Here is a 19391-nt window from a genome sequence, read left to right on the forward strand (position 1 = left end):
AGAGAGGGGACTCGGATGGCTATCCTTCCCATCGTTCATTACCCAAATGACATTTTAGAAAAAAACTGCGAGCAGGTTGCCGTTTTTGACCAAGCACTTGGTGAATTGCTCGATAATATGTACGATACGATGATTGCAGAGGACGGCGTGGGCTTGGCCGCACCTCAGATCGGCATCGCCAAAATGATTGCCGTCGTGGATATTGAGGACGAACACGGAAGAATCGAACTGATCAACCCGAGAGTCACAAAGAAACAGGGCTCACAGACGGATGTTGAAGGCTGTTTGAGCTTTCCTGGCCTGTATGGCAAAGTCGAGAGACCGTTTTCTGTTCGCGTGGAATCGCAGGATAGGCATGGAAATCCTTTTATAATAGAAGCAACAGACTTTTTGGCAAGGGCGCTTCAGCATGAAATCGATCATTTGCATGGAGTGCTGTTCACGTCAAAAGTGATTGAGTATATAGAGCTTGAACCGGACGGGAGCGATGTAGAATGACAAAAATTTTATTTATGGGAACGCCTGATTTTTCCGTCCCGGTTTTGCGGCGGATTGTCGATGAAGGCTATGACGTGATCGGGGTGGTCACACAGCCGGACAGGCCGGTTGGGAGGAAAAAGATCCTGACTGCGCCTCCGGTCAAAGAAGAGGCGATCAGGCTTGGCCTTCCGGTTTATCAACCGAAAAAAATCAGGGAAGCCGAGGAAGTGGAAAAAATTGCCGGGCTTGCCCCTGATCTCATTGTTACGGCAGCTTTTGGGCAGATTTTGCCGAAAGCTCTATTGGATATTCCGAGGTTCGGCTGCATTAATGTTCATGCTTCCTTGCTGCCTGAACTGAGAGGTGGTGCTCCGATCCACTATGCCATTCTTGAAGGGAAGGAACAGACCGGAATTACGATCATGTACATGGCCGAAAAGCTCGATGCCGGCGATATTATCAGCCAGGAAGCGATTACGATCGAAAAGACTGACGATGTCGGAACCCTCCACGAAAAGCTGAGCCGTATCGGCGCAGATCTTCTTGCAAACACACTGCCGCCGCTCCTTTCCGGACAAATCGAAGCTATCCCCCAGAATGACAGCGAGGCAACATATGCCCCGAACATTTCGAGAGAACAAGAGAAGATTGACTGGAGCAAAACAGGGGAGCAGGTTTTCAACAAGGTTCGCGGCTTATGCCCTTGGCCGGTTGCCTATACTGTTCGGGAAGGCAAGCCTCTGAAAATATGGAAGGCGCAATTGACGGGGAAGCTGTCAGATGCTGAACCGGGAACCGTCACTGAGCTTGAGTCGGATGGCTTTATTGTTGCCTGCGGCGATGGCAGAGGACTGAAAATAACAGAGCTTCAGCCCGCTGGGAAAAAGAGAATGCCGGCTGAACAATTTCTGCACGGCACAGGGGCAAATTTAAAGATTGGTGATGTGCTCGGTAATGAATAAAAAGAAGAATGTACGCGAAGCAGCGCTTGAAATATTGGAATCAATCGAACGCAACCAGTCATACAGCAGCTTGCTGTTGAACAGGGTAATTGAAAAAAACGATTTCTCACGGGCGGATACGGCTCTTTTGACGGAAATCGTCTATGGAACCGTCCAGCGAAAAATGACACTTGATTACTTTCTAAAGCCTTTTATCAAAAAGAAGCCTGAAAGCTGGGTGCGGAATCTGCTAAGGCTCTCACTTTACCAGATGGAATACTTGGATAAAATCCCTGAGCGCGCGATCTTATATGAAGCGGTCGAGATTGCAAAAAGGAGGGGTCATCGCGGGATTTCGGGCATGGTCAACGGGGTGCTCCGCTCGGTGCAGCGTAACGGCTTGCCAAGCCTGGATGAAATCACTGATCCGCTTGAACGGCTTTCGATCCGGACGAGTCATCCGCTCTGGCTCGTTAAGAAATGGGCCGAGCAATACGGTTATGAAAAAACGGCTGAAATCTGCGAGACGAATCTGATCGCCCCGCTTCAGACAGCGAGGGTCAATCTTTTCGCTGCTTCAAGAGAAGCGGTGCTCGGCATGCTGGAAGAAGAAGGAGTGGAAGCAGAGGCAAGTCCGATTTTGCCAGCGGCAATCCGCGCGAAAAAGGGAAATCTTGCTCATACACAAGCCTATAAAAAAGGGCTTTTAACCATTCAGGATGAAAGCTCCATGGCTGTCGGCTATGCTTTGCAAATTGAGCCGGGGCTCAAGGTGCTGGACATGTGTGCCGCCCCTGGGGGGAAAACGACGCATATTGCAGAAAGACTGGAAAACAGGGGAAGCGTGACTGCATTGGATCTCCATCCGCATAAGGTCGCCCTCATCAACGAGCATGCAAGCCGCCTCGGCTTGACGACTGTCGAGACAAAAGCGATGGACAGCCGAAAAGCGGGGGAGGAATTTCCTCATGACTCGTTTGACCGTGTGCTTGTCGATGCTCCGTGCTCAGGCTTTGGTGTCTTGCGCAGAAAACCGGATATCAAATATGCGAAAACGGAAAAGGATGTTGAATCATTAGCGGTAGTCCAGCAATCATTGTTGGCCGAAGCTGCAAAGCTTGTAAAAAAAGATGGTCTGCTTGTATACAGTACGTGTACAATAGATAAAGATGAAAACACGGGAATCGTAAAAGCCTTTTTGCAGGAGCATCCAGATTTTGCTCCGGAAGCTTTGCAATTGCCCGAGCCGCTTGCCGCACTGGCAGACGGTCATATGCTGCAAATATTGCCACAGGATTTCAGCGGAGATGGATTTTTCATTTCCAGCTTTAGAAAGAAGGTCAAGTAATGGAAACAACAACAGTGAAGAAGCGGAAAAAGCCGGAGGAATTGCTGACTCCGTCGATCTATTCCCTTCAGCTTGAAGAGATGAAAAAATGGCTGACGGAAAACGGCGAAAAAAGCTTCCGGGCGAATCAAATCTTCGACTGGCTCTACGTGAAGAGAGTCTCTTCTTTCGAGGAGATGTCCAATTTGTCTAAGGAATTGCGGGAGAAATTGCAGCAGCAATTTACAATGACCGCGTTAAATACGATCATTAAGCATACTTCTGCCGACGGAACGATTAAGTTCCTGTTCGAACTGCAGGATGGATATTCGATTGAGACCGTTCTGATGCGCCATGAGTATGGAAACTCTGTCTGTGTAACAACACAGGTCGGCTGCCGGATCGGCTGCACATTTTGCGCATCCACTCTTGGCGGGCTGAAACGACATTTGCAAGCAGGAGAAATCGTGGCCCAGGTCGTACAAGTACAAAAGGCGCTCGATGAAACCGATGAAAGAGTCAGCTCGGTCGTTATTATGGGAATTGGCGAGCCGTTTGACAATTATGATCAGATGCTCTCGTTCTTGAAGATTATCAACCACGATCAAGGACTTAACATTGGAGCAAGACATATTACGGTCTCGACATCCGGGATCATTCCAAAGATTTATAAGTTTGCGGATGAAGGAATGCAGATCAATTTTGCAGTCTCACTGCATGCACCGAATACAGAACTGCGTTCACGGCTGATGCCGATCAATCGTGCGTATAAATTGCCGGATCTGATCGAGGCGGTCAAGTACTATATTGATAAGACCGGCCGGCGAGTCAGTTTTGAATATGGACTGTTCGGAAATGTGAACGATCAAGTCGAGCATGCTGAAGAACTTGCAGATCTCGTAAAAGATCTGAAATGCCATATCAATCTCATCCCAGTAAACTATGTCCCAGAACGCGATTATGTCAGAACGCCAAAGAACCAGATCTTCAAGTTTGAGAAAACGCTAAAAGACCGTGGAATCAATGTGACCATCCGCCGGGAACAAGGCCATGATATTGAGGCTGCCTGCGGACAGCTTCGGGCGAAGGAGCGCAAAGAAGAGACGAGGTGAGGGTATGGAAACGGTCTTTAGGACAGACCAGGGAAAAGTCCGCCGCCATAATGAAGATGATGGCGGCATTTTTTTCAACACCCATCATGACTGCCTGGCGATCGTGGCAGACGGGATGGGCGGCCATAAAGCGGGAGATGTGGCCAGTAGGATGGCTGTCGCTTCCCTGTCAAAAAGTTGGCAGGAGTCGGGGAAAATGACGACACCAGATGATGCTGAAAAGTGGTTTCAGCAAAGTATCCCGAATGCCAATCGGGAAATACTTGAATATGCCAACACCAATGAGCATTGTGCGGGGATGGGAACGACACTGGTCGCTGCCATCTGCACGGAACTGTTTGCCACGATTGTCAATATCGGAGACAGCCGCTGCTATATCCTAAATGAAAACGGATTTCAGCAACTGACCGAAGATCACACTTTCGTAAATGAACTCGTCAAAACCGGACTCATTTCCCACGAGGATGCCGAGCATCATCCACGCAAAAATGTCGTACTTAAAGCGCTTGGCACAGAAACTGAAATTGGGATGGATGTCAAGACGCTGACATTCGAAGAAGAAGACCTGCTTTTGCTTTGCTCAGACGGGCTGTCGAATAAATTGTCCGGCGAAGAGTTGGCAGAAGTGTTGAAGGCGGAGAAGCCGCTGGCGGAAAAAGCGGATCAATTGGTTGTCCTGGCCAATCAAAATGGCGGAGAAGACAATATTACTGTCGCCATCGTAAAGCAGGAAGCTGAAAGCGGGTGTACGCCATGCTGATTGGAAAAAGAATCAGCGGCAGATATAAAATTATCCGGATGATCGGCGACGGAGGCATGGCGAATGTTTACCTTGCCCATGACATGATCCTCGATCGGGATGTGGCCGTGAAAATTCTGCGGGTAAGCTCGAAGAATGAAGAAGAATTCATCAAGCGGTTCCAACGGGAGGCACAAGCAGCGACAAGCCTGGCCCATCCCAATATTGTCAGTATTTATGATGTGGGAGAAGAAGAGGACCAGCTATACTATATCGTCATGGAATATGTCGCTGGCATGACGCTCAAGCAGTATATTCAACAACACAGCCCGATCCCGGTTGCCACCGTTCTCGACATCATGCAGCAGCTGGCGTCTGCATTGGCCCACGCTCATGAGAATCATATTATTCACCGGGATATCAAGCCGCAGAATATTTTAATTGACCATGACGGTCACGTGAAAATCACTGACTTTGGAATCGCAGTAGCTTTAAGCGCAACTGCGATTACACAAACGAATACCGTGCTCGGATCGGTCCATTACTTGTCTCCGGAGCAAGCAAGGGGCGGGATGGCGACTAGGAAGTCTGACATTTACTCACTTGGTATTGTCATGTTCGAACTGTTGACCGGCACGCTGCCTTTCTCGGGTGAATCCGCAGTATCGATCGCTTTGAAACATTTGCAGTCGGATACACCGCCGCCCAGACAGTGGAACCCGGATCTTCCGCAGAGCGTTGAGAACATTGTTTTAAAAGCGACTGCCAAAGATCCGATGTACCGGTATGAAGATGCAGAAGAAATGGAAAAGGATTTGCAGACTGCGCTTTACCCTGAGCGGATGAACGAACCGAAGTTTGCGATTCCCGAAGATGATGATGCCACAAAGATCATGCCGGCCATCCTTGATGAACGGCCTTTTCAGGCTGTTGAAGCAAAGCAAGAGGAAGACCGGCCTGCCAAAAAGGAAAAACCGCTAAAAAAGAAAGATAGCAAGAAGAAAAAGCGTAAAAAGCTGCCGATTATCCTCGGTTCAATTGTAGCATTGCTGCTGCTTGCCTTTGTTTTCCTCTTCTTCATTATGCCGGCTTTGAACCAGTCCCAAGATGTCAAGATCCCTGATGTCAGCGGCGAGAGTCTTGAAGACGCGGTTGCAAAACTGACGGAAGTCGGCCTGGATGTGAGGGAGACATTAGAAACACCGGATGATGAAATCGAAGAAGGCGACGTCATCAAGACATATCCGAAGGCGAACCGTGAAGTGAAAAAAGGCAGCGGGGTCGACATATATGTTTCTTTAGGAAAAGAGAAATATTCGGTAGGCGATTATAAAGGCCGCTCCTTTGACGAAGTGAAAACCATGCTGGAAGAAGCTGGGTTCAAGCCTGTGAATAAGGAGGATCGATTTGACACCTTGCCAGCAGGCACAATTCTTGACCAGGATATCGAGCCCGAAACAGAGGTGATTCCGGAAGACACGACAATCACCTTCGCGGTGAGTCTTGGGGAACCCAAAATTGAATTGAAAGACTTGCGCGGCTACAATCAGAAGGCGCTTGAAAGCTATGCAGATGATACCGGGCTCAACATTGACATGTCAACAGAGGAGTACAATGATACGGTTCCGGCTGGTCAGGTGATTTCCCAAAGCCATGAACCAAAAGCTAAACTGTCAAAAGGTGAAACGGTCAAGGTTATCATGTCAAAAGGTAAAGAGGAAGTTCCGCCTCAGACTTTGACGAAGGAGATTGTCATTCCTTATGAACCGGCCGTGGAGGGTGAGCCCCAAGAGATAAGAATTTTCATTGAGGATTTCAACCACAGTATGACCACACCTGCCGATTCATTCTCAATAGTTGAGACTGAGAGAAAAGTCCTTGAGTTCACGATTGAAAAAGGAAAGAAAGCCGGCTATAAAGTGATCAGGGACAATACCGTCATCGAGGAACAAGAAGTCCATTATCCGGGCGAATAAACTTAGGAAAGGACGTGTGCCATGACCGAAGGTAAAATTATCAAAGCATTGAGCGGTTTTTACTATGTACAAACAGATGAGGACATTATCCAGTGCAGAGGCCGCGGTGTCTTTCGGCTGAACAAGGTGAACCCTCTTGTCGGCGACATTGTGACATACCAGGCGGAAAATGACCGCGAGGGATACATCATGGAAGTAAAACCAAGGAAAAATGAGTTGGTCCGGCCGCCGATCGCCAATATTGACCAGGCCATTCTCGTTTTCTCTGCAGCGGAGCCGGATTTCAGCCCGGCTCTTCTTGACCGTTTTCTCGTAATTATTGAGTCAAAGGAAATATTGCCGATCATTTGTATTACGAAGGCGGATCTTCTTGGAGAGAAAGAGCGGAAGTCGGTTGAGCGTTACAGCGACGATTACCGGGAAGCGGGGTACGATGTACTTCTCCTCTCCTCCAGGACAGAGGAAGGGATTGAACCTCTTTGGCCTCATTTAAAAGGAAAAACGAGCGTGTTTGCCGGTCAGTCTGGTGTTGGCAAATCTTCGCTTCTGAATGTGCTGAAACCTGATCTCGATATTAAGACGAACGAAATCTCCGCTTCACTCGGCCGTGGGAAACATACGACAAGGCATGTGGAGCTGATTGATATTGGCGGAGGGCTCGTAGCCGATACGCCCGGTTTCAGCTCTCTTGATTTTAACGAAATAGAAGCGGAAGATCTTGCGCATGCTTTCCCAGAGATGGCAAGAAGGAGCGAGAACTGCAAATTCAGAGGCTGTCTTCACGTCAATGAGCCGAAATGTGCAGTAAAAGAAGCAGTAGCAAGCGGAGAAATCCCGGATTACCGTTATGAGCATTATTTGGAATTCCTTGCTGAAATACAAGATAGAAAGCCGAGGTATTAAGCATGAAAATTGCACCTTCCATTTTAGCCGCAAATTTTGCGGAGCTTGGCAACGAAATAAGGGAAGTGGAAGCAGCAGGTGCTGACTATATCCATATTGATGTGATGGACGGCCACTTTGTTCCGAATCTTTCCATGGGCCCGTTCGTCGTGGAAGCAGCCCGGGCCGTGACGGATCTGCCATTGGATGTACATCTGATGATCAGCGAACCTGACAATTACATTGAAGCGTTCGCCAAGGCGGGTGCAGATATGATTACCGTCCATGCAGAAGCCACCCCACATTTGCACCGCACTTTGCAGGTAATCAAAGGTTTCGGTGTGAAAGCGGGCGTTGTCCTCAACCCGGGAACCCCTGTTTCTTGTCTGCAATATGTACTTCAAGAGACGGACATGGTATTGATCATGACAGTCAATCCAGGATTTGGCGGGCAAAAATTCATCGAGGCCGTCGTCCCGAAAATTACTGAAGTGAAAGAACTTGCGGAAAAAATGAATCACAGGATTGAAATTGAAGTGGATGGAGGGATTGATGCCGCCACCGCAAAAATCTGTCGGGATGCAGGGGCGGATGTATTCGTTGCCGGTTCAGCCATTTTCGGCCAAAAGGACAGAGCTGCGGCGATGGGCAAAATCCGCCAGGCACTTACAGCTGAAAGATGAATGCTACAAAAGTCTATGTTGTCGCAGGAGGACCAGCCCGGCTAATCCCTGATCTGCGGCAGTTTGCACAATCGGATGGTTTTTGGATCGGTGCCGACAGAGGTGTCGAACATATTCTGGCAGCAGGACTTGTACCCGACTTGGCTGTCGGTGATTTTGATTCCATCCCGCCTGCTAACATGGAAGAAATCATCCTTTCCGCGGGCCAAGTAAAGCAATATAGGCCCGAAAAGGACGAAACGGACATGGAATTGGCGATGCTTGCCGCCCTTGAATACAAGCCCGCAGAAATTCTTGTTTTTGGGGCGACCGGCGGCAGGCTTGACCATTTTTTTGCGAACGCTATGATGCTCGTTCCGCTGCTTGAAAAGAACCGATCGGTATCAATAAAAATCATAGATAACCAGAATGAGCTAAGCGCTTATTTTCCAGGAACCTATAGCGTCCTTCAGGACAGCAAACAATATGTCTCATTTATCCCTCTTTCCGGAACGATAACCGGACTGACACTCGAAGGTTTTAAGTATCCGCTGAAAAATAAAACCGTCCCATTTGGTTCTTCGCTGTGCATCAGTAATGAACTGGCTGAACAAACCGGTACTTTTTCATTTGAAAAAGGCATATTAATGATGATAAGAAGTGAAGATTTATCCCCGCCCGATTGTTGACGGGCGCGTACTTATCCATAACAGGCGAATATAATAGTGTTGAGCGGAGAGAAAGACCGAGAGAATTAGGAGGGAAAGTGATGAGATTTTATACAATCAAGCTGCCCAGATTTCTTGGAGGCATTGTAAGAGCAATGCTGGGGACATTCAAAAAAGGCTGACAATGGATATAATAAAAGAAAAGACCGGCCAGCGGCCGGTCTTTTCTTTTTCATTATACGCGTTCGACTTTGCCGGATTTCAGCGCTCTAGCTGATACCCATACACGTTTTGGCTTGCCGTCAACCAGGATGCGGACCTTTTGCAAGTTGGCACCCCAAGTACGTTTGCTGGCGTTCATCGCGTGTGAGCGTTTGTTGCCTGAGCTTGTTTTGCGGCCGGTAATGACACATTGTTTTGGCATATTACATTCCCTCCCGTCGCTGAAGTAAGAATATTGGTTGTCTCATCACTTCAATTATTCGTCATCATGAATGATACTTAAATAAATTACCATACAAATTGCCAGAATGCAATACTCCAGTATCATTGTTTAAAGAAGATTTCCTTGACAAGGAAAGGCGGCGCAAGGATAATCGGACAGGTGATACTTTGAAATTAACTTGTTCTATAGTAAAATAATCTATAGGAATATGCTTGAATGCGTTAACATCCTGCATTTATGTATTTTGACCATAAGGGGGAAGTTGAATGTCCATCGAAATGAAAACAAAATATGGCCAAATTGAAATTTCAAGTGATGTAATTGCGACGATCGCCGGCGGGGCGGCTACCGATTGTTACGGAATCGTTGGCATGGCATCCAAGCAGCAAATCAAAGATGGATTGACTGAGATTTTGCGCAGAGAAAACTTTACCCGCGGAATCATCATTCGCCAGGAAGACGGCGCCTTGCATATAGATATGTACATTATCGTCAGCTACGGAACAAAAATTTCCGAGGTGGCTGCTAATGTCCAATCGAAAGTTAAATACACATTGGAAAAGACGATTGGCATGTCTGCTGATACCGTCAACATTTACGTTCAAGGGGTTCGAGTTGTGAATCCTTGATGAGGAGGAAATTAGGAGTGTCTATTACATCTTTGGATGGAAATCGATTCGCAGAAATGATCATACAAGGTGCCAACCACTTGTCCGCCAATGCGGCAATGGTCGATGCTTTGAATGTGTTTCCTGTGCCTGATGGCGACACCGGCACCAACATGAATTTGTCGATGTCGTCTGGATCGAGGGAAGTACAGCAGCATATGCAGGCCCATGTCGGAAAGGTGGCGGCTGCGCTGTCAAAAGGCCTGCTGATGGGGGCAAGAGGGAATTCTGGTGTCATTCTGTCACAGCTCTTCAGGGGGTTCGCTAAGGACATTGAAACGAAGGAATTGTTGACGAGCACAGATTTTGCCCAAGCGCTGGATGCAGGAGTGAAAACAGCTTACAAAGCAGTGATGAAGCCTGTCGAGGGGACCATCTTAACAGTTGCGAAAGATGCGGCTGCAAAGGGAGTGGAAACGGCCAAGACAGAGATTGATATCGTAGCTGTCATGGAGGCGGTTGTGAAAGAGGCAAAAGCATCTCTAAATCGGACGCCGGACCTTTTGCCGGTACTAAAAGAGGTCGGAGTAGTGGATAGCGGCGGCCAGGGGCTCGTATTCGTTTACGAGGGATTCCTTGCCGTACTGAAAGGTGAGGCTTTGCCTGAGATTCCTGTCTCGGCATTGTCGCTGGATGATTTCGTAAGTGCCAACCATCACCAGCATGTCCAGGGATTCATGAATACCGAAGACATCCAATTTGGCTACTGCACAGAATTCATGGTGCGGTTTACGGAAGGGAAGAAACCTTTCTCCGAAGAAGAATTTAGAAATGACCTGAGCGAGTATGGGGATTCACTGCTTGTCATTGCAGATGAGGATGTGGCGAAGGTCCATATTCACTCTGAAACACCAGGGAACGTATTGTCATACGGCCAACAATACGGCGATCTGATCAAAATGAAGATTGAGAACATGAGAGAGCAGCACAGCTCGATTGTCGGAAACGAGCCGCCTCAGCATCGTCCTGCCGCGAAGACGGAAACCCGCCCGGCAGAAAAACAGGACTTTGCCATCATCGCCGTATCGATGGGATCAGGAATCGCTGAATTGTTCAAAAGCATCGGCGCAAGCGAAATCATCGAGGGCGGACAGACGATGAACCCGAGCACTGAGGATTTCATGAAAGCGATCGAAAAAGCAAATGCCAAGAATATCATCCTTCTGCCAAACAATAAAAATATCATCATGGCAGCAGAACAGGCCGCTGAACTGGCGGAAGAGAATGTAGCAGTTGTCTCTTCAAAGACCGTTCCGCAAGGACTTGCAGCACTTCTTGCATTTAATGGCAACATTCCGCTCGGCGAGAATAAGAGCGGGATGGAAGAGGCGATGGCCCAGGTAAGGACAGGCCAAGTCACATATGCTGTAAGAGACACAGCGATCGACGGCCTGGAAATCGAGAAAGACGACTACATGGGTATCGCCGACGGCAAAATCGTCGTCACATCGAAGACCATGAACGATACAGCAACACAGCTGTTGGAAAAAATGATCAGCGACGATTCCGAAATCCTGACCATTCTATCCGGCGAGGATGCAAACGAGACCGCAACAAACGCGCTACTCGACTACATCCAAACAAACTACCCGGATATCGAAATCGAAACCCACAACGGCAACCAACCGCTCTACCCGTACATCTTCTCGGTTGAATAACGAAAAGCGGAGGGCGCCTGGTCAGGGGCGACAAGCATAAGGACGAAGAAGCAAAAGGCGCTTTCTAGCCTTTAGCTTCTTTGACCTTATGACCTCGAGCCTCTGGCGCCCGGAGCTGGACAATAACGAAAAGCGAAGGGCGGCGCTTAGCGACGTACAGATTGGAGGGATTCTGACGAGATAAAGGAAACACGGCGACGAAAGAGCCGATGTTGACTTATCGTAGGAAGAATCTCGAAATCTGCTAGTCGCTGCCGCCCGGAGCTGGACAATAACGAAAAGCGAAGGGCGCCTTGCTCAGAGGCGACAGGAATAAGACAAAGGCGGAAAAAGGCGCTTTCCAGCCTTTATCCAACTTTGTCTTATGACCCCGAGTCCCTAGGCGCCCGGAGTTAGCCTAGAAGAAAAGCGGAGCCAACTGTAAATGATAGAAAGTCGATAAGCAGCAAAGGAAATAGAAGGGGTCCCCCTTCTATTTCCTTGTGTCTGGAGAAGCCGGTTACAGACAAGGAGAGGGTAGAATATGAAATATAAAAGTGTATTTGATATTATCGGTCCGGTCATGATCGGTCCGTCCAGTTCCCATACAGCAGGCGCTGCTAGAATCGGCAGAGTCGCCCGGAGTCTTTTTGGCAGAGAACCGAAATGGGCAGAAATCTCACTCTACGAATCCTTTGCCAAAACATACAAGGGACATGGGACAGATGTTGCCATAATCGGAGGGCTGCTGGATTACGACACATTTGATGAGCGCATTATCCAGTCGTTGGACAATGCGAAGGCAAAAGGAATTAGAGTGGAATTTATCGAAGAGAAAGCGAATGCCAATCAACCGAACACCGCAAGAATCAGAATTGGCGATGAGAACGGCGAGATGGAGCTTGTCGGCATTTCAATCGGCGGCGGAAAAATAGAGATCACCGAGCTGAACGGTTTTGAACTGAAACTATCCGGGCACCATCCCGCGATCCTCGTTGTACATGACGACCGATTTGGTGCAATCGCAGCCGTATCAAATATATTAAGCCGCCATGAGATCAATATCGGCCATATGGAAGTGTCCCGTAAAGAAAAAGGGAAGATGGCTTTGATGACGATTGAAGTCGACCAGAATATTGAGGAAGCCGTTCTACAGGAAATTGAACAGCTGCCCAACATTCAGCAGGTCGCCAGAGTGGTAGATTAAGAAGCCAGCTGCTCGACTGGCACCATCCGGTTTCTAGAAGGAGGAATATCAACATGTTTCGCAATGTAGCAGAATTGGTCAGCATCGCAGAGAGTCAGAACAAGAAGATCTCAGATGTCATGATCGAGCAGGAGATGGAAACATCCGGCCGGTCGTATGAGGAGATTTTTCACCAAATGGATAAAAGTCTGACGGTCATGGAAGAAGCAGTTGAGAGAGGATTAAAAGGGGTCACTTCCCATTCGGGACTGACTGGCGGAGACGCAGTCTTGATGCAAAATTACATCAAAAAAGGAAATTTCCTTTCGGGTGAAATCATTTTGGATGCTGTCAGCAAAGCTGTTGCTACGAATGAAGTGAATGCGGCAATGGGAACCATTTGTGCGACGCCGACTGCGGGTTCGGCGGGTGTTGTGCCCGGAACGCTATTTGCTGTGAAAAACAAGCTGAACCCAACACGGGAACAGATGGTCAAGTTCCTTTTTACATCGGGCGCGTTCGGATTTGTTGTCGCGAACAACGCTTCGATCTCCGGTGCTGCTGGGGGATGCCAGGCTGAGGTTGGTTCTGCCGCAGGAATGGCCGCAGCAGCGATTGTAGAAATGGCGGGCGGCACTCCGCAGCAATGTGCAGAGGCAATGGCTATTACGTTAAAGAATATGCTTGGTCTTGTGTGCGACCCGGTTGCCGGACTTGTCGAAGTGCCATGCGTCAAGCGTAACGCGATGGGGGCGGCAAATGCGATGGTCGCAGCCGATATGGCGCTTGCAGGCATCTCCAGCCGGATCCCTTGTGATGAAGTGATTGATGCCATGTACAGAATCGGAAAGCAAATGCCAAGCTCGCTGAGGGAAACAGCGGAGGGCGGATTAGCAGCCACCCCTACAGGCAAGATGCTGGAAGCGAAAATTTTCGGAATGGCGCGTGTCGACATTGACTAACCCACTCAAACAGCCTGTCAGTATCTTAAAAGGGATTGGCCAAGAAACGGCGACAACACTTGGAGAACTTGGTATCGTGACGGTAGCCGACCTATTGGAATATCTGCCGTTCCGGTATGATGACGCAAGATTAAAAGATTTGGCAGAGGTCGCCCACGAAGAAAGGATCACTGTGGAAGGGAAGGTTCATAGTGAACCTTCCCTTATGTTTTATGGAAAAAGGAAAAATAGACTGACGCTCCATGTTCTTGTTGATCCCTATTTAATTAAAGCGACATTTTTCAACCGTCCTTATTTAAAAAACCAGCTCTCCCCAGGCGATACGGTAACCATTTCCGGAAAATGGGACAAACATCGCCAGACCATTACGGGCAGCGATATTAAGCTTGGCTCGCATGCCGGTACCGCGGATTTTGAACCGGTATATCCGGTAAAGGGAAAAGTGACCGTCAAGGCGATGAGGCGGTATATCGCACAGGCTTTCAATGAATTCGGAAGTAACATAGAAGAAACTCTCCCTGAATCTATCCTGCAGCAATACAAGCTTCCCGAAAAGAAAACTGCGCTCGGCAACATACATTTTCCTTCAGCACGAGAAGATCTCAAGCATGCGAGACGGCGTATGGTATATGAAGAATTTTTGTTTTTTCAATTGAAAATGCAAGCACTCCGCAAAGTGGAGCGAGCAAACTCGGGAGGCATCAGTCAATCCTATGACCTGGAGAAACTGAAGAAATTCATCGGCTCGCTGCCGTTTGAACTGACCGGAGCACAAAAAAGAGTTGTAAATGAAATATGCCATGATTTGAAATCGCCTTATAAGATGAACCGGCTGCTCCAAGGAGACGTGGGCTCCGGGAAGACGGCAGTGGCCGCAATCGCCCTTTATGCTTCATATACGGCGGGTTATCAGGGGGCATTAATGGTGCCGACGGAAATACTGGCTGAGCAGCATGCCGAAAGTTTGGCCGGATTGCTTGGCTCTTCCGGTGCTGTCGTTGAATTGCTGACAAGCTCCGTCAAGGGGAAAAAGCGGAAGGACATTTTGGCGCGGTTGGCGAAAGGAGAGATCGATGTCCTGATCGGCACCCACGCTCTTATCCAAGATGAAGTGAACTTCAAAAATCTTGGTCTTGTCATTACAGACGAACAGCACCGATTCGGCGTCGAGCAACGGAAGATCCTCCGGGAGAAAGGTGAGAGTCCCGATGTCCTGTTCATGACGGCGACGCCAATACCAAGGACGCTTGCCATAACAGTATTCGGAGAGATGGATGTTTCCGTACTTGACGAAATGCCGGCCGGAAGAAAGAAAATCGAAACGATTTGGGCCAAGCATAATATGTTTGACCGGATACTCGGCTTTATGGAAGGCGAAATGCAAAAAGGGAGACAGGCATACGTGATCTGCCCCCTTATTGAGGAATCGGATAAACTTGATTACCAAAATGCAGTCGATGTCTATAATATGCTGTCGTCCTATTTCAGCGGCAGATTTGAAATCGGCTTGATGCACGGCCGCCTGCCTTCTGCTGAAAAGGAAGAAATCATGCAGCGTTTCAGTAAAAATGAGATCAATCTGCTCGTATCCACTACAGTCGTCGAAGTAGGGGTAAATGTTCCGAATGCCACGCTGATGGTTATTTATGATGCGGAGCGGTTTGGTTTGTCACAGCTCCATCAGCTCAGGGGCCGGGTCGGGAGAGGAAGCGAGCAGTCCTACTGCATCTTGCTCGCCGATCCAAAGTCGGAAACCGGAAAAGAGCGGATGAAAATCATGACAGAGACGAATGACGGTTTCGTTTTAAGTGAAAAAGACTTGGAACTTCGGGGTCCTGGCGACTTTTTCGGCAAGAAGCAGAGCGGACTTCCGGAATTCAAAATGGCTGACATGGTCCATGATTACCGGGCACTTGAAACTGCGAGAAATGATGCAGCCAAGATGATTGAGTCAGATGAATTTTGGAACGGGGATGAGTACTTGCACTTGCGTGAGTATCTGGAGGAAACGGGTGCACTGACCGGCGAGAAACTAGATTGATGGGATACGGATTGTCCTTAACCTGCGTCAATCAACTCTTAAAAAACATATAAAATGACGAACGGGGGATTAAAGCAGTAATGCCCGATAGGTACACTGCTAATCAGCGGAAGCTGAATGGACATCCCCCTTTTTTCATCGTTTTACTTTATCCTTGCTTAAGTGCGGGATTTTTTTTATACTGATATTAATACCTAGTCTTAATATCTGGAAATGGTGCTGATGAATATGAAGCTTTCCAAAAAGGAAAGGCAGAAGCTTCTGGAACAAACAATCGGTGAGAACCCGTTTGTGACAGACGAAGAGCTTGCTGTAAGGTTTTCTGTCAGTGTGCAAACAATTCGGCTGGACCGAATGGAGCTTGCTATCCCCGAATTACGGGAAAGGATCAAGTCGGTGGCGGAACAGCATGTCAATGATGAAGTGAGGGCGCTGCCGATTGACGAAGTGATTGGGGAAGTCATTGATATTCAATTGGATGAATCGGCGATTTCGATTTTGGACATTAAAAGTGAACATGTTTTCAAACGGAACCGGATTGCAAGGGGCCACCACCTGTTCGCACAGGCGAATTCATTGGCCGTAGCTGTGATCAATGATGAGCTGGCTCTGACAGTTAGGGCTAATATCCATTTCTCCCGGCCAGTCAAGGAAGGGGAAAGGGTTGTAGCGAAGGCAAAGCTGAAAAAAAGTACGGGAACGAGCCGCCGCGCCTTTATCGAAGTGAACAGCTATGTCGGGCAGGAGCTTGTATTTTCAGGAGACTTTGAAATGTACAGATCGAGCCAACATAAAGGGTGATGAACATGAAAATAGCGATTGATGCAATGGGCGGAGATCATGCTCCGAAAGAGGTTGTATTGGGAATCAACCGCGCTGCTGCTGAATTTGCAGATACGGAATTTATTCTTTACGGCAGACAGGCGGGCATTGAGCAATATGTTGAGAAGAGAGAAAATGTAAAAGTGGTCCACGCGGAAGAGATCATTGAAGCGGAGGACGAGCCTGTCCGGGCGGTAAGGAGGAAGAAGGATGCCTCCATGGTCCGGATGGCGCAAGCGGTCGCTGATGGCGAGGCGGACGCCTGCATCTCGGCAGGAAACACAGGAGCGCTCATGGCCTCCGGTCTATTCGTCGTCGGAAGAATTGAAGGAATCGACCGGCCGGCCCTTGCACCGACTCTTCCCACTTTGGATGGGAAAGGCTTCCTGATGCTCGACCTCGGAGCGAATGCGGATGCAAAACCGGAACATCTTTTGCAGTATGCTTTGATGGGCAGCGTGTACGCTGAGCGGGTACGAGGCATAACACGGCCGAGAGTGGCCCTTTTGAACATCGGATCAGAAGAGAAAAAAGGGAATGAACTGACGAAAGCCGCTTTTTCTCTGCTGAAAGAAGCGGATATCCACTTCATCGGCAATATTGAAGCACGGGATTTGCTTGCAGGCCACGCCGATGTCGTCGTTACGGACGGATTCACCGGCAATGTGGTCCTAAAATCGATTGAGGGAACAGCATCGGCGATCTTTTCGATGTTAAAAGAGACGCTTACGAAAAGCCTGAAGAATAAAATTGCTACAGGCATCGTAAAATCGGATCTAAAAGGATTGAAGGATCAATTGGACTATACTGAATACGGCGGGGCGGCTCTTTTCGGCTTACAGGCACCCGTAGTAAAGGCCCATGGTTCTTCCAATGCGAATGCAATTTTTCATGCGGTCCGCCAAACGAGAATGATGGTGGAACAGAATATGATTGGAAAAATAAAAGAATCAGTGATGAAAGGCTGATACAAAACAGGGAGTTGGGGAAAAATGGGGAAAATCGCATTTGTTTTTCCGGGACAAGGGTCCCAGACAACAGGAATGGGCAAATCTGCATATGACCAATACGAGGAAGCAGCCCGCTATTTCCAGGCGGCCGATGAGCGGCTTGGTTATCCTCTTTCCAAAATCATGTTTGAAGGTCCGCAGGAAGAGCTGACAAAGACGGCTAATGCGCAACCGGCCCTTTTGACGGCAGGGATTGCATTATGGAAGCTGGTCGATGCAGCAGGGATCAAAGCGGATTATACAGCCGGCCACAGCCTGGGTGAATACACGGCGCTTGCGGCGAGCGGTGCAATCAGCTTTGAGGAAGCTGTCTATGCGGTCCATATGCGCGGCGAACTGATGGAGGAAGCTGTGCCGAACGGCGAAGGAACAATGGCGGCTGTTCTCGGATTGGATCGGACGGTTTTAGAGGAAGTAACGACAGAGATTACGTCCGCTGGCGACTCTGTCCAACTGGCCAACCTGAACTGCCCTGGACAAATCGTCATTTCGGGCACCGTTGCCGGTGTGGAAAAAGCCGGTGCACTCGCGAAGGAAAAAGGAGCGAAAAGGGTCCTGCCGCTGCAGGTGAGCGGTCCTTTCCATTCAAGGCTTATGGAACCGGCAGCAGAAAAATTCCGCAGCATCCTCGACGGGATTACGATCCAGGACGCAGGAGTTCCGGTCATCGCCAATGTGTCCGGCAAGCCTGTTACAGCAGGCAGTCAAATCCGGGAAGGATTGATTGAACAGCTGTATTCTCCAGTTCTGTGGGAAGATTCTGTTGCTCAATTGATCGAACTCGGCGTTGATACATTTGTGGAGATCGGTCCAGGAAAGGTTCTGTGCGGGCTGATTAAAAAAATCAACCGCAACGTACAAACATATTCCGTCTCTGATGCCGACAGCCTTGCTGCGGCAATCGAAGGGATCAAGGAGGGTATGGCATGAAGTTGAATGGCAAGACGGCAGTCGTAACCGGTGCATCTCGTGGAATCGGCAGAGAAATCGTACTCTCACTCGGAAGAGAAGGGGCGAACGTTGTGGTCAACTACTCGGGCAGCGAAGAAGCGGCGAAAGCAGTTGTAAATGAAATCCAAGAAAACGGTGGGCAGGCTGTTGCCTGCAAAGCGAATGTCTCCATTTCAAGCGACGTCCAGGACATGATGAAACTGGCAATCGAAACATTCGGCAGTATCGACATTCTCGTGAACAACGCTGGAATCACAAAGGATAATCTCCTGATGAGAATGAAGGAAGAGGAATGGGACGATGTTATGAACATCAACCTGAAAGGGGTCTTCCTCTGCACGAAAGCTGTTACGCGGCAAATGCTGAAGCAAAAATCCGGACGGATCATCAACATTGCGTCCATTGTCGGAGTCAGCGGAAACCCGGGGCAGGCAAACTATGTGGCAGCCAAAGCAGGCGTAATCGGCTTGACGAAAACGACGGCAAAAGAGCTTGCATCCAGAGGCATCACCGTCAATGCCATCGCACCTGGCTTCATCGCGACCGACATGACTGATAAACTGCCGGAGGAAACAAAGGAAGCCATGCTCAAGCAAATCCCGCTCGCCCGCTTCGGCGACCCAAAAGACATCGCCGAAACAACCATCTTCCTCGCCTCCGAATCCGCCTCCTACATCACCGGCCAAACGATACATATTGATGGCGGAATGGTGATGTAAAGAAAAGCGGAGGCGGCTCGCCCAGGGGCGACAAGCACAAGACGGGCAAGGAAAAAGGCGCTTTTTGCCTTTGGCCTTGCATGGCTTGTGACCTCGAGCCCCTAGCCGCCGGAGCTGGACAGAGAAAAGCGGAGGGCGCCTGCTTATCGGCGACAAGCGCTGG

General features: G+C 48.9%; 20 protein-coding genes. 19 read left to right on the forward strand and 1 reads right to left on the reverse strand.

From position 1 onward, the window contains the following. Positions 1-15 precede the first annotated feature (15 nt). From def to spoVM, 10 genes are all read left to right on the forward strand, one after another. Complete coding sequence (gene def, locus AC0TWI_RS03870; RefSeq protein ID WP_488125015.1) at positions 16-498, forward strand: peptide deformylase; 483 nt, start codon at positions 16-18, stop codon at positions 496-498. Next, positions 495-1442, forward strand: a complete 948-nt coding sequence (gene fmt / locus AC0TWI_RS03875) for a methionyl-tRNA formyltransferase (RefSeq protein WP_488125016.1) — start codon at positions 495-497, stop codon at positions 1440-1442. Before def ends, fmt begins: the two co-directional genes overlap by 4 nt. Continuing rightward, positions 1435-2769, forward strand: coding sequence for a 16S rRNA (cytosine(967)-C(5))-methyltransferase RsmB (rsmB, locus tag AC0TWI_RS03880; RefSeq protein ID WP_488125017.1), 1335 nt, complete (start codon positions 1435-1437; stop codon positions 2767-2769). Before fmt ends, rsmB begins: the two co-directional genes overlap by 8 nt. After that, entirely contained in the window at positions 2769-3860 is a 1092-nt protein-coding gene (rlmN, locus tag AC0TWI_RS03885; protein ID WP_488125018.1) for a dual-specificity RNA methyltransferase RlmN, read from the forward strand. Before rsmB ends, rlmN begins: the two co-directional genes overlap by 1 nt. Before the next feature lie 4 nt (positions 3861-3864). Continuing rightward, entirely contained in the window at positions 3865-4620 is a 756-nt protein-coding gene (locus tag AC0TWI_RS03890; RefSeq protein ID WP_488125019.1) for a Stp1/IreP family PP2C-type Ser/Thr phosphatase, read from the forward strand. Then, on the forward strand, positions 4614-6575 hold the full coding sequence (gene pknB / locus AC0TWI_RS03895; protein ID WP_488125020.1) for a Stk1 family PASTA domain-containing Ser/Thr kinase: 1962 nt from the start codon (positions 4614-4616) through the stop codon (positions 6573-6575). The genes AC0TWI_RS03890 and pknB overlap by 7 nt, the downstream gene beginning before the upstream one ends. 21 nt (positions 6576-6596) lie before the next feature. After that, a complete protein-coding gene (gene rsgA, locus AC0TWI_RS03900) occupies positions 6597-7478 on the forward strand; it encodes a ribosome small subunit-dependent GTPase A (protein ID WP_488125021.1) in 882 nt (293 codons plus the stop codon). 2 nt (positions 7479-7480) lie between these two features. Continuing rightward, the gene (gene rpe / locus AC0TWI_RS03905; RefSeq protein ID WP_488125022.1) at positions 7481-8140 is read left to right on the forward strand and encodes a ribulose-phosphate 3-epimerase; all 660 of its coding nucleotides are present in this window, start codon (positions 7481-7483) and stop codon (positions 8138-8140) included. Continuing rightward, positions 8137-8808, forward strand: a complete 672-nt coding sequence (locus AC0TWI_RS03910) for a thiamine diphosphokinase (RefSeq protein WP_488125023.1) — start codon at positions 8137-8139, stop codon at positions 8806-8808. The genes rpe and AC0TWI_RS03910 overlap by 4 nt, the downstream gene beginning before the upstream one ends. A gap of 80 nt (positions 8809-8888) precedes the next feature. Beyond that, positions 8889-8969 (forward strand): stage V sporulation protein SpoVM, encoded by an 81-nt coding sequence (spoVM, locus tag AC0TWI_RS03915; protein ID WP_144920313.1) that lies wholly within the window; start codon positions 8889-8891, stop codon positions 8967-8969. Positions 8970-9022: 53 nt separating this feature from the next. Here the strand turns inward: spoVM and rpmB are convergent, their stop codons facing one another. After that, on the reverse strand, positions 9023-9211 hold the full coding sequence (gene rpmB / locus AC0TWI_RS03920) for a 50S ribosomal protein L28 (protein ID WP_488125024.1): 189 nt from the start codon (positions 9209-9211) through the stop codon (positions 9023-9025). A 287-nt stretch (positions 9212-9498) separates the two neighbouring features. On the opposite strand from rpmB, the gene AC0TWI_RS03925 reads away from it, so the two are divergent. The 9 genes from AC0TWI_RS03925 to fabG all read left to right on the forward strand — a co-directional run bounded on the left by AC0TWI_RS03925 (position 9499) and on the right by fabG (position 19228). Beyond that, complete coding sequence (locus tag AC0TWI_RS03925; protein WP_488125025.1) at positions 9499-9861, forward strand: Asp23/Gls24 family envelope stress response protein; 363 nt, start codon at positions 9499-9501, stop codon at positions 9859-9861. A gap of 17 nt (positions 9862-9878) precedes the next feature. Beyond that, complete coding sequence (locus AC0TWI_RS03930; RefSeq protein ID WP_488125026.1) at positions 9879-11558, forward strand: DAK2 domain-containing protein; 1680 nt, start codon at positions 9879-9881, stop codon at positions 11556-11558. A gap of 523 nt (positions 11559-12081) precedes the next feature. Continuing rightward, entirely contained in the window at positions 12082-12744 is a 663-nt protein-coding gene (gene sdaAB, locus AC0TWI_RS03935) for an L-serine ammonia-lyase, iron-sulfur-dependent subunit beta (RefSeq protein ID WP_488125027.1), read from the forward strand. Between the two features lie 53 nt (positions 12745-12797). Then, positions 12798-13685 (forward strand): L-serine ammonia-lyase, iron-sulfur-dependent, subunit alpha, encoded by an 888-nt coding sequence (sdaAA, locus tag AC0TWI_RS03940; protein ID WP_488125028.1) that lies wholly within the window; start codon positions 12798-12800, stop codon positions 13683-13685. After that, on the forward strand, positions 13678-15726 hold the full coding sequence (gene recG / locus AC0TWI_RS03945) for an ATP-dependent DNA helicase RecG (RefSeq protein ID WP_488125029.1): 2049 nt from the start codon (positions 13678-13680) through the stop codon (positions 15724-15726). Before sdaAA ends, recG begins: the two co-directional genes overlap by 8 nt. A 228-nt stretch (positions 15727-15954) precedes the next feature. Further along, on the forward strand, positions 15955-16527 hold the full coding sequence (fapR, locus tag AC0TWI_RS03950) for a transcription factor FapR (RefSeq protein ID WP_488125045.1): 573 nt from the start codon (positions 15955-15957) through the stop codon (positions 16525-16527). Between the two features lie 5 nt (positions 16528-16532). Further along, a complete protein-coding gene (gene plsX / locus AC0TWI_RS03955; protein ID WP_488125030.1) occupies positions 16533-17516 on the forward strand; it encodes a phosphate acyltransferase PlsX in 984 nt (327 codons plus the stop codon). Positions 17517-17540: 24 nt separating this feature from the next. Then, the gene (gene fabD, locus AC0TWI_RS03960; RefSeq protein ID WP_488125031.1) at positions 17541-18488 is read left to right on the forward strand and encodes an ACP S-malonyltransferase; all 948 of its coding nucleotides are present in this window, start codon (positions 17541-17543) and stop codon (positions 18486-18488) included. Continuing rightward, positions 18485-19228: a 3-oxoacyl-[acyl-carrier-protein] reductase gene (gene fabG / locus AC0TWI_RS03965; RefSeq protein ID WP_488125032.1), complete on the forward strand. Its 744-nt coding sequence runs from the start codon at positions 18485-18487 to the stop codon at positions 19226-19228. Before fabD ends, fabG begins: the two co-directional genes overlap by 4 nt. The last annotated feature ends 163 nt before the right edge of the window (positions 19229-19391 follow it).

This window comes from Lederbergia sp. B243.17, from assembly GCF_057657925.1.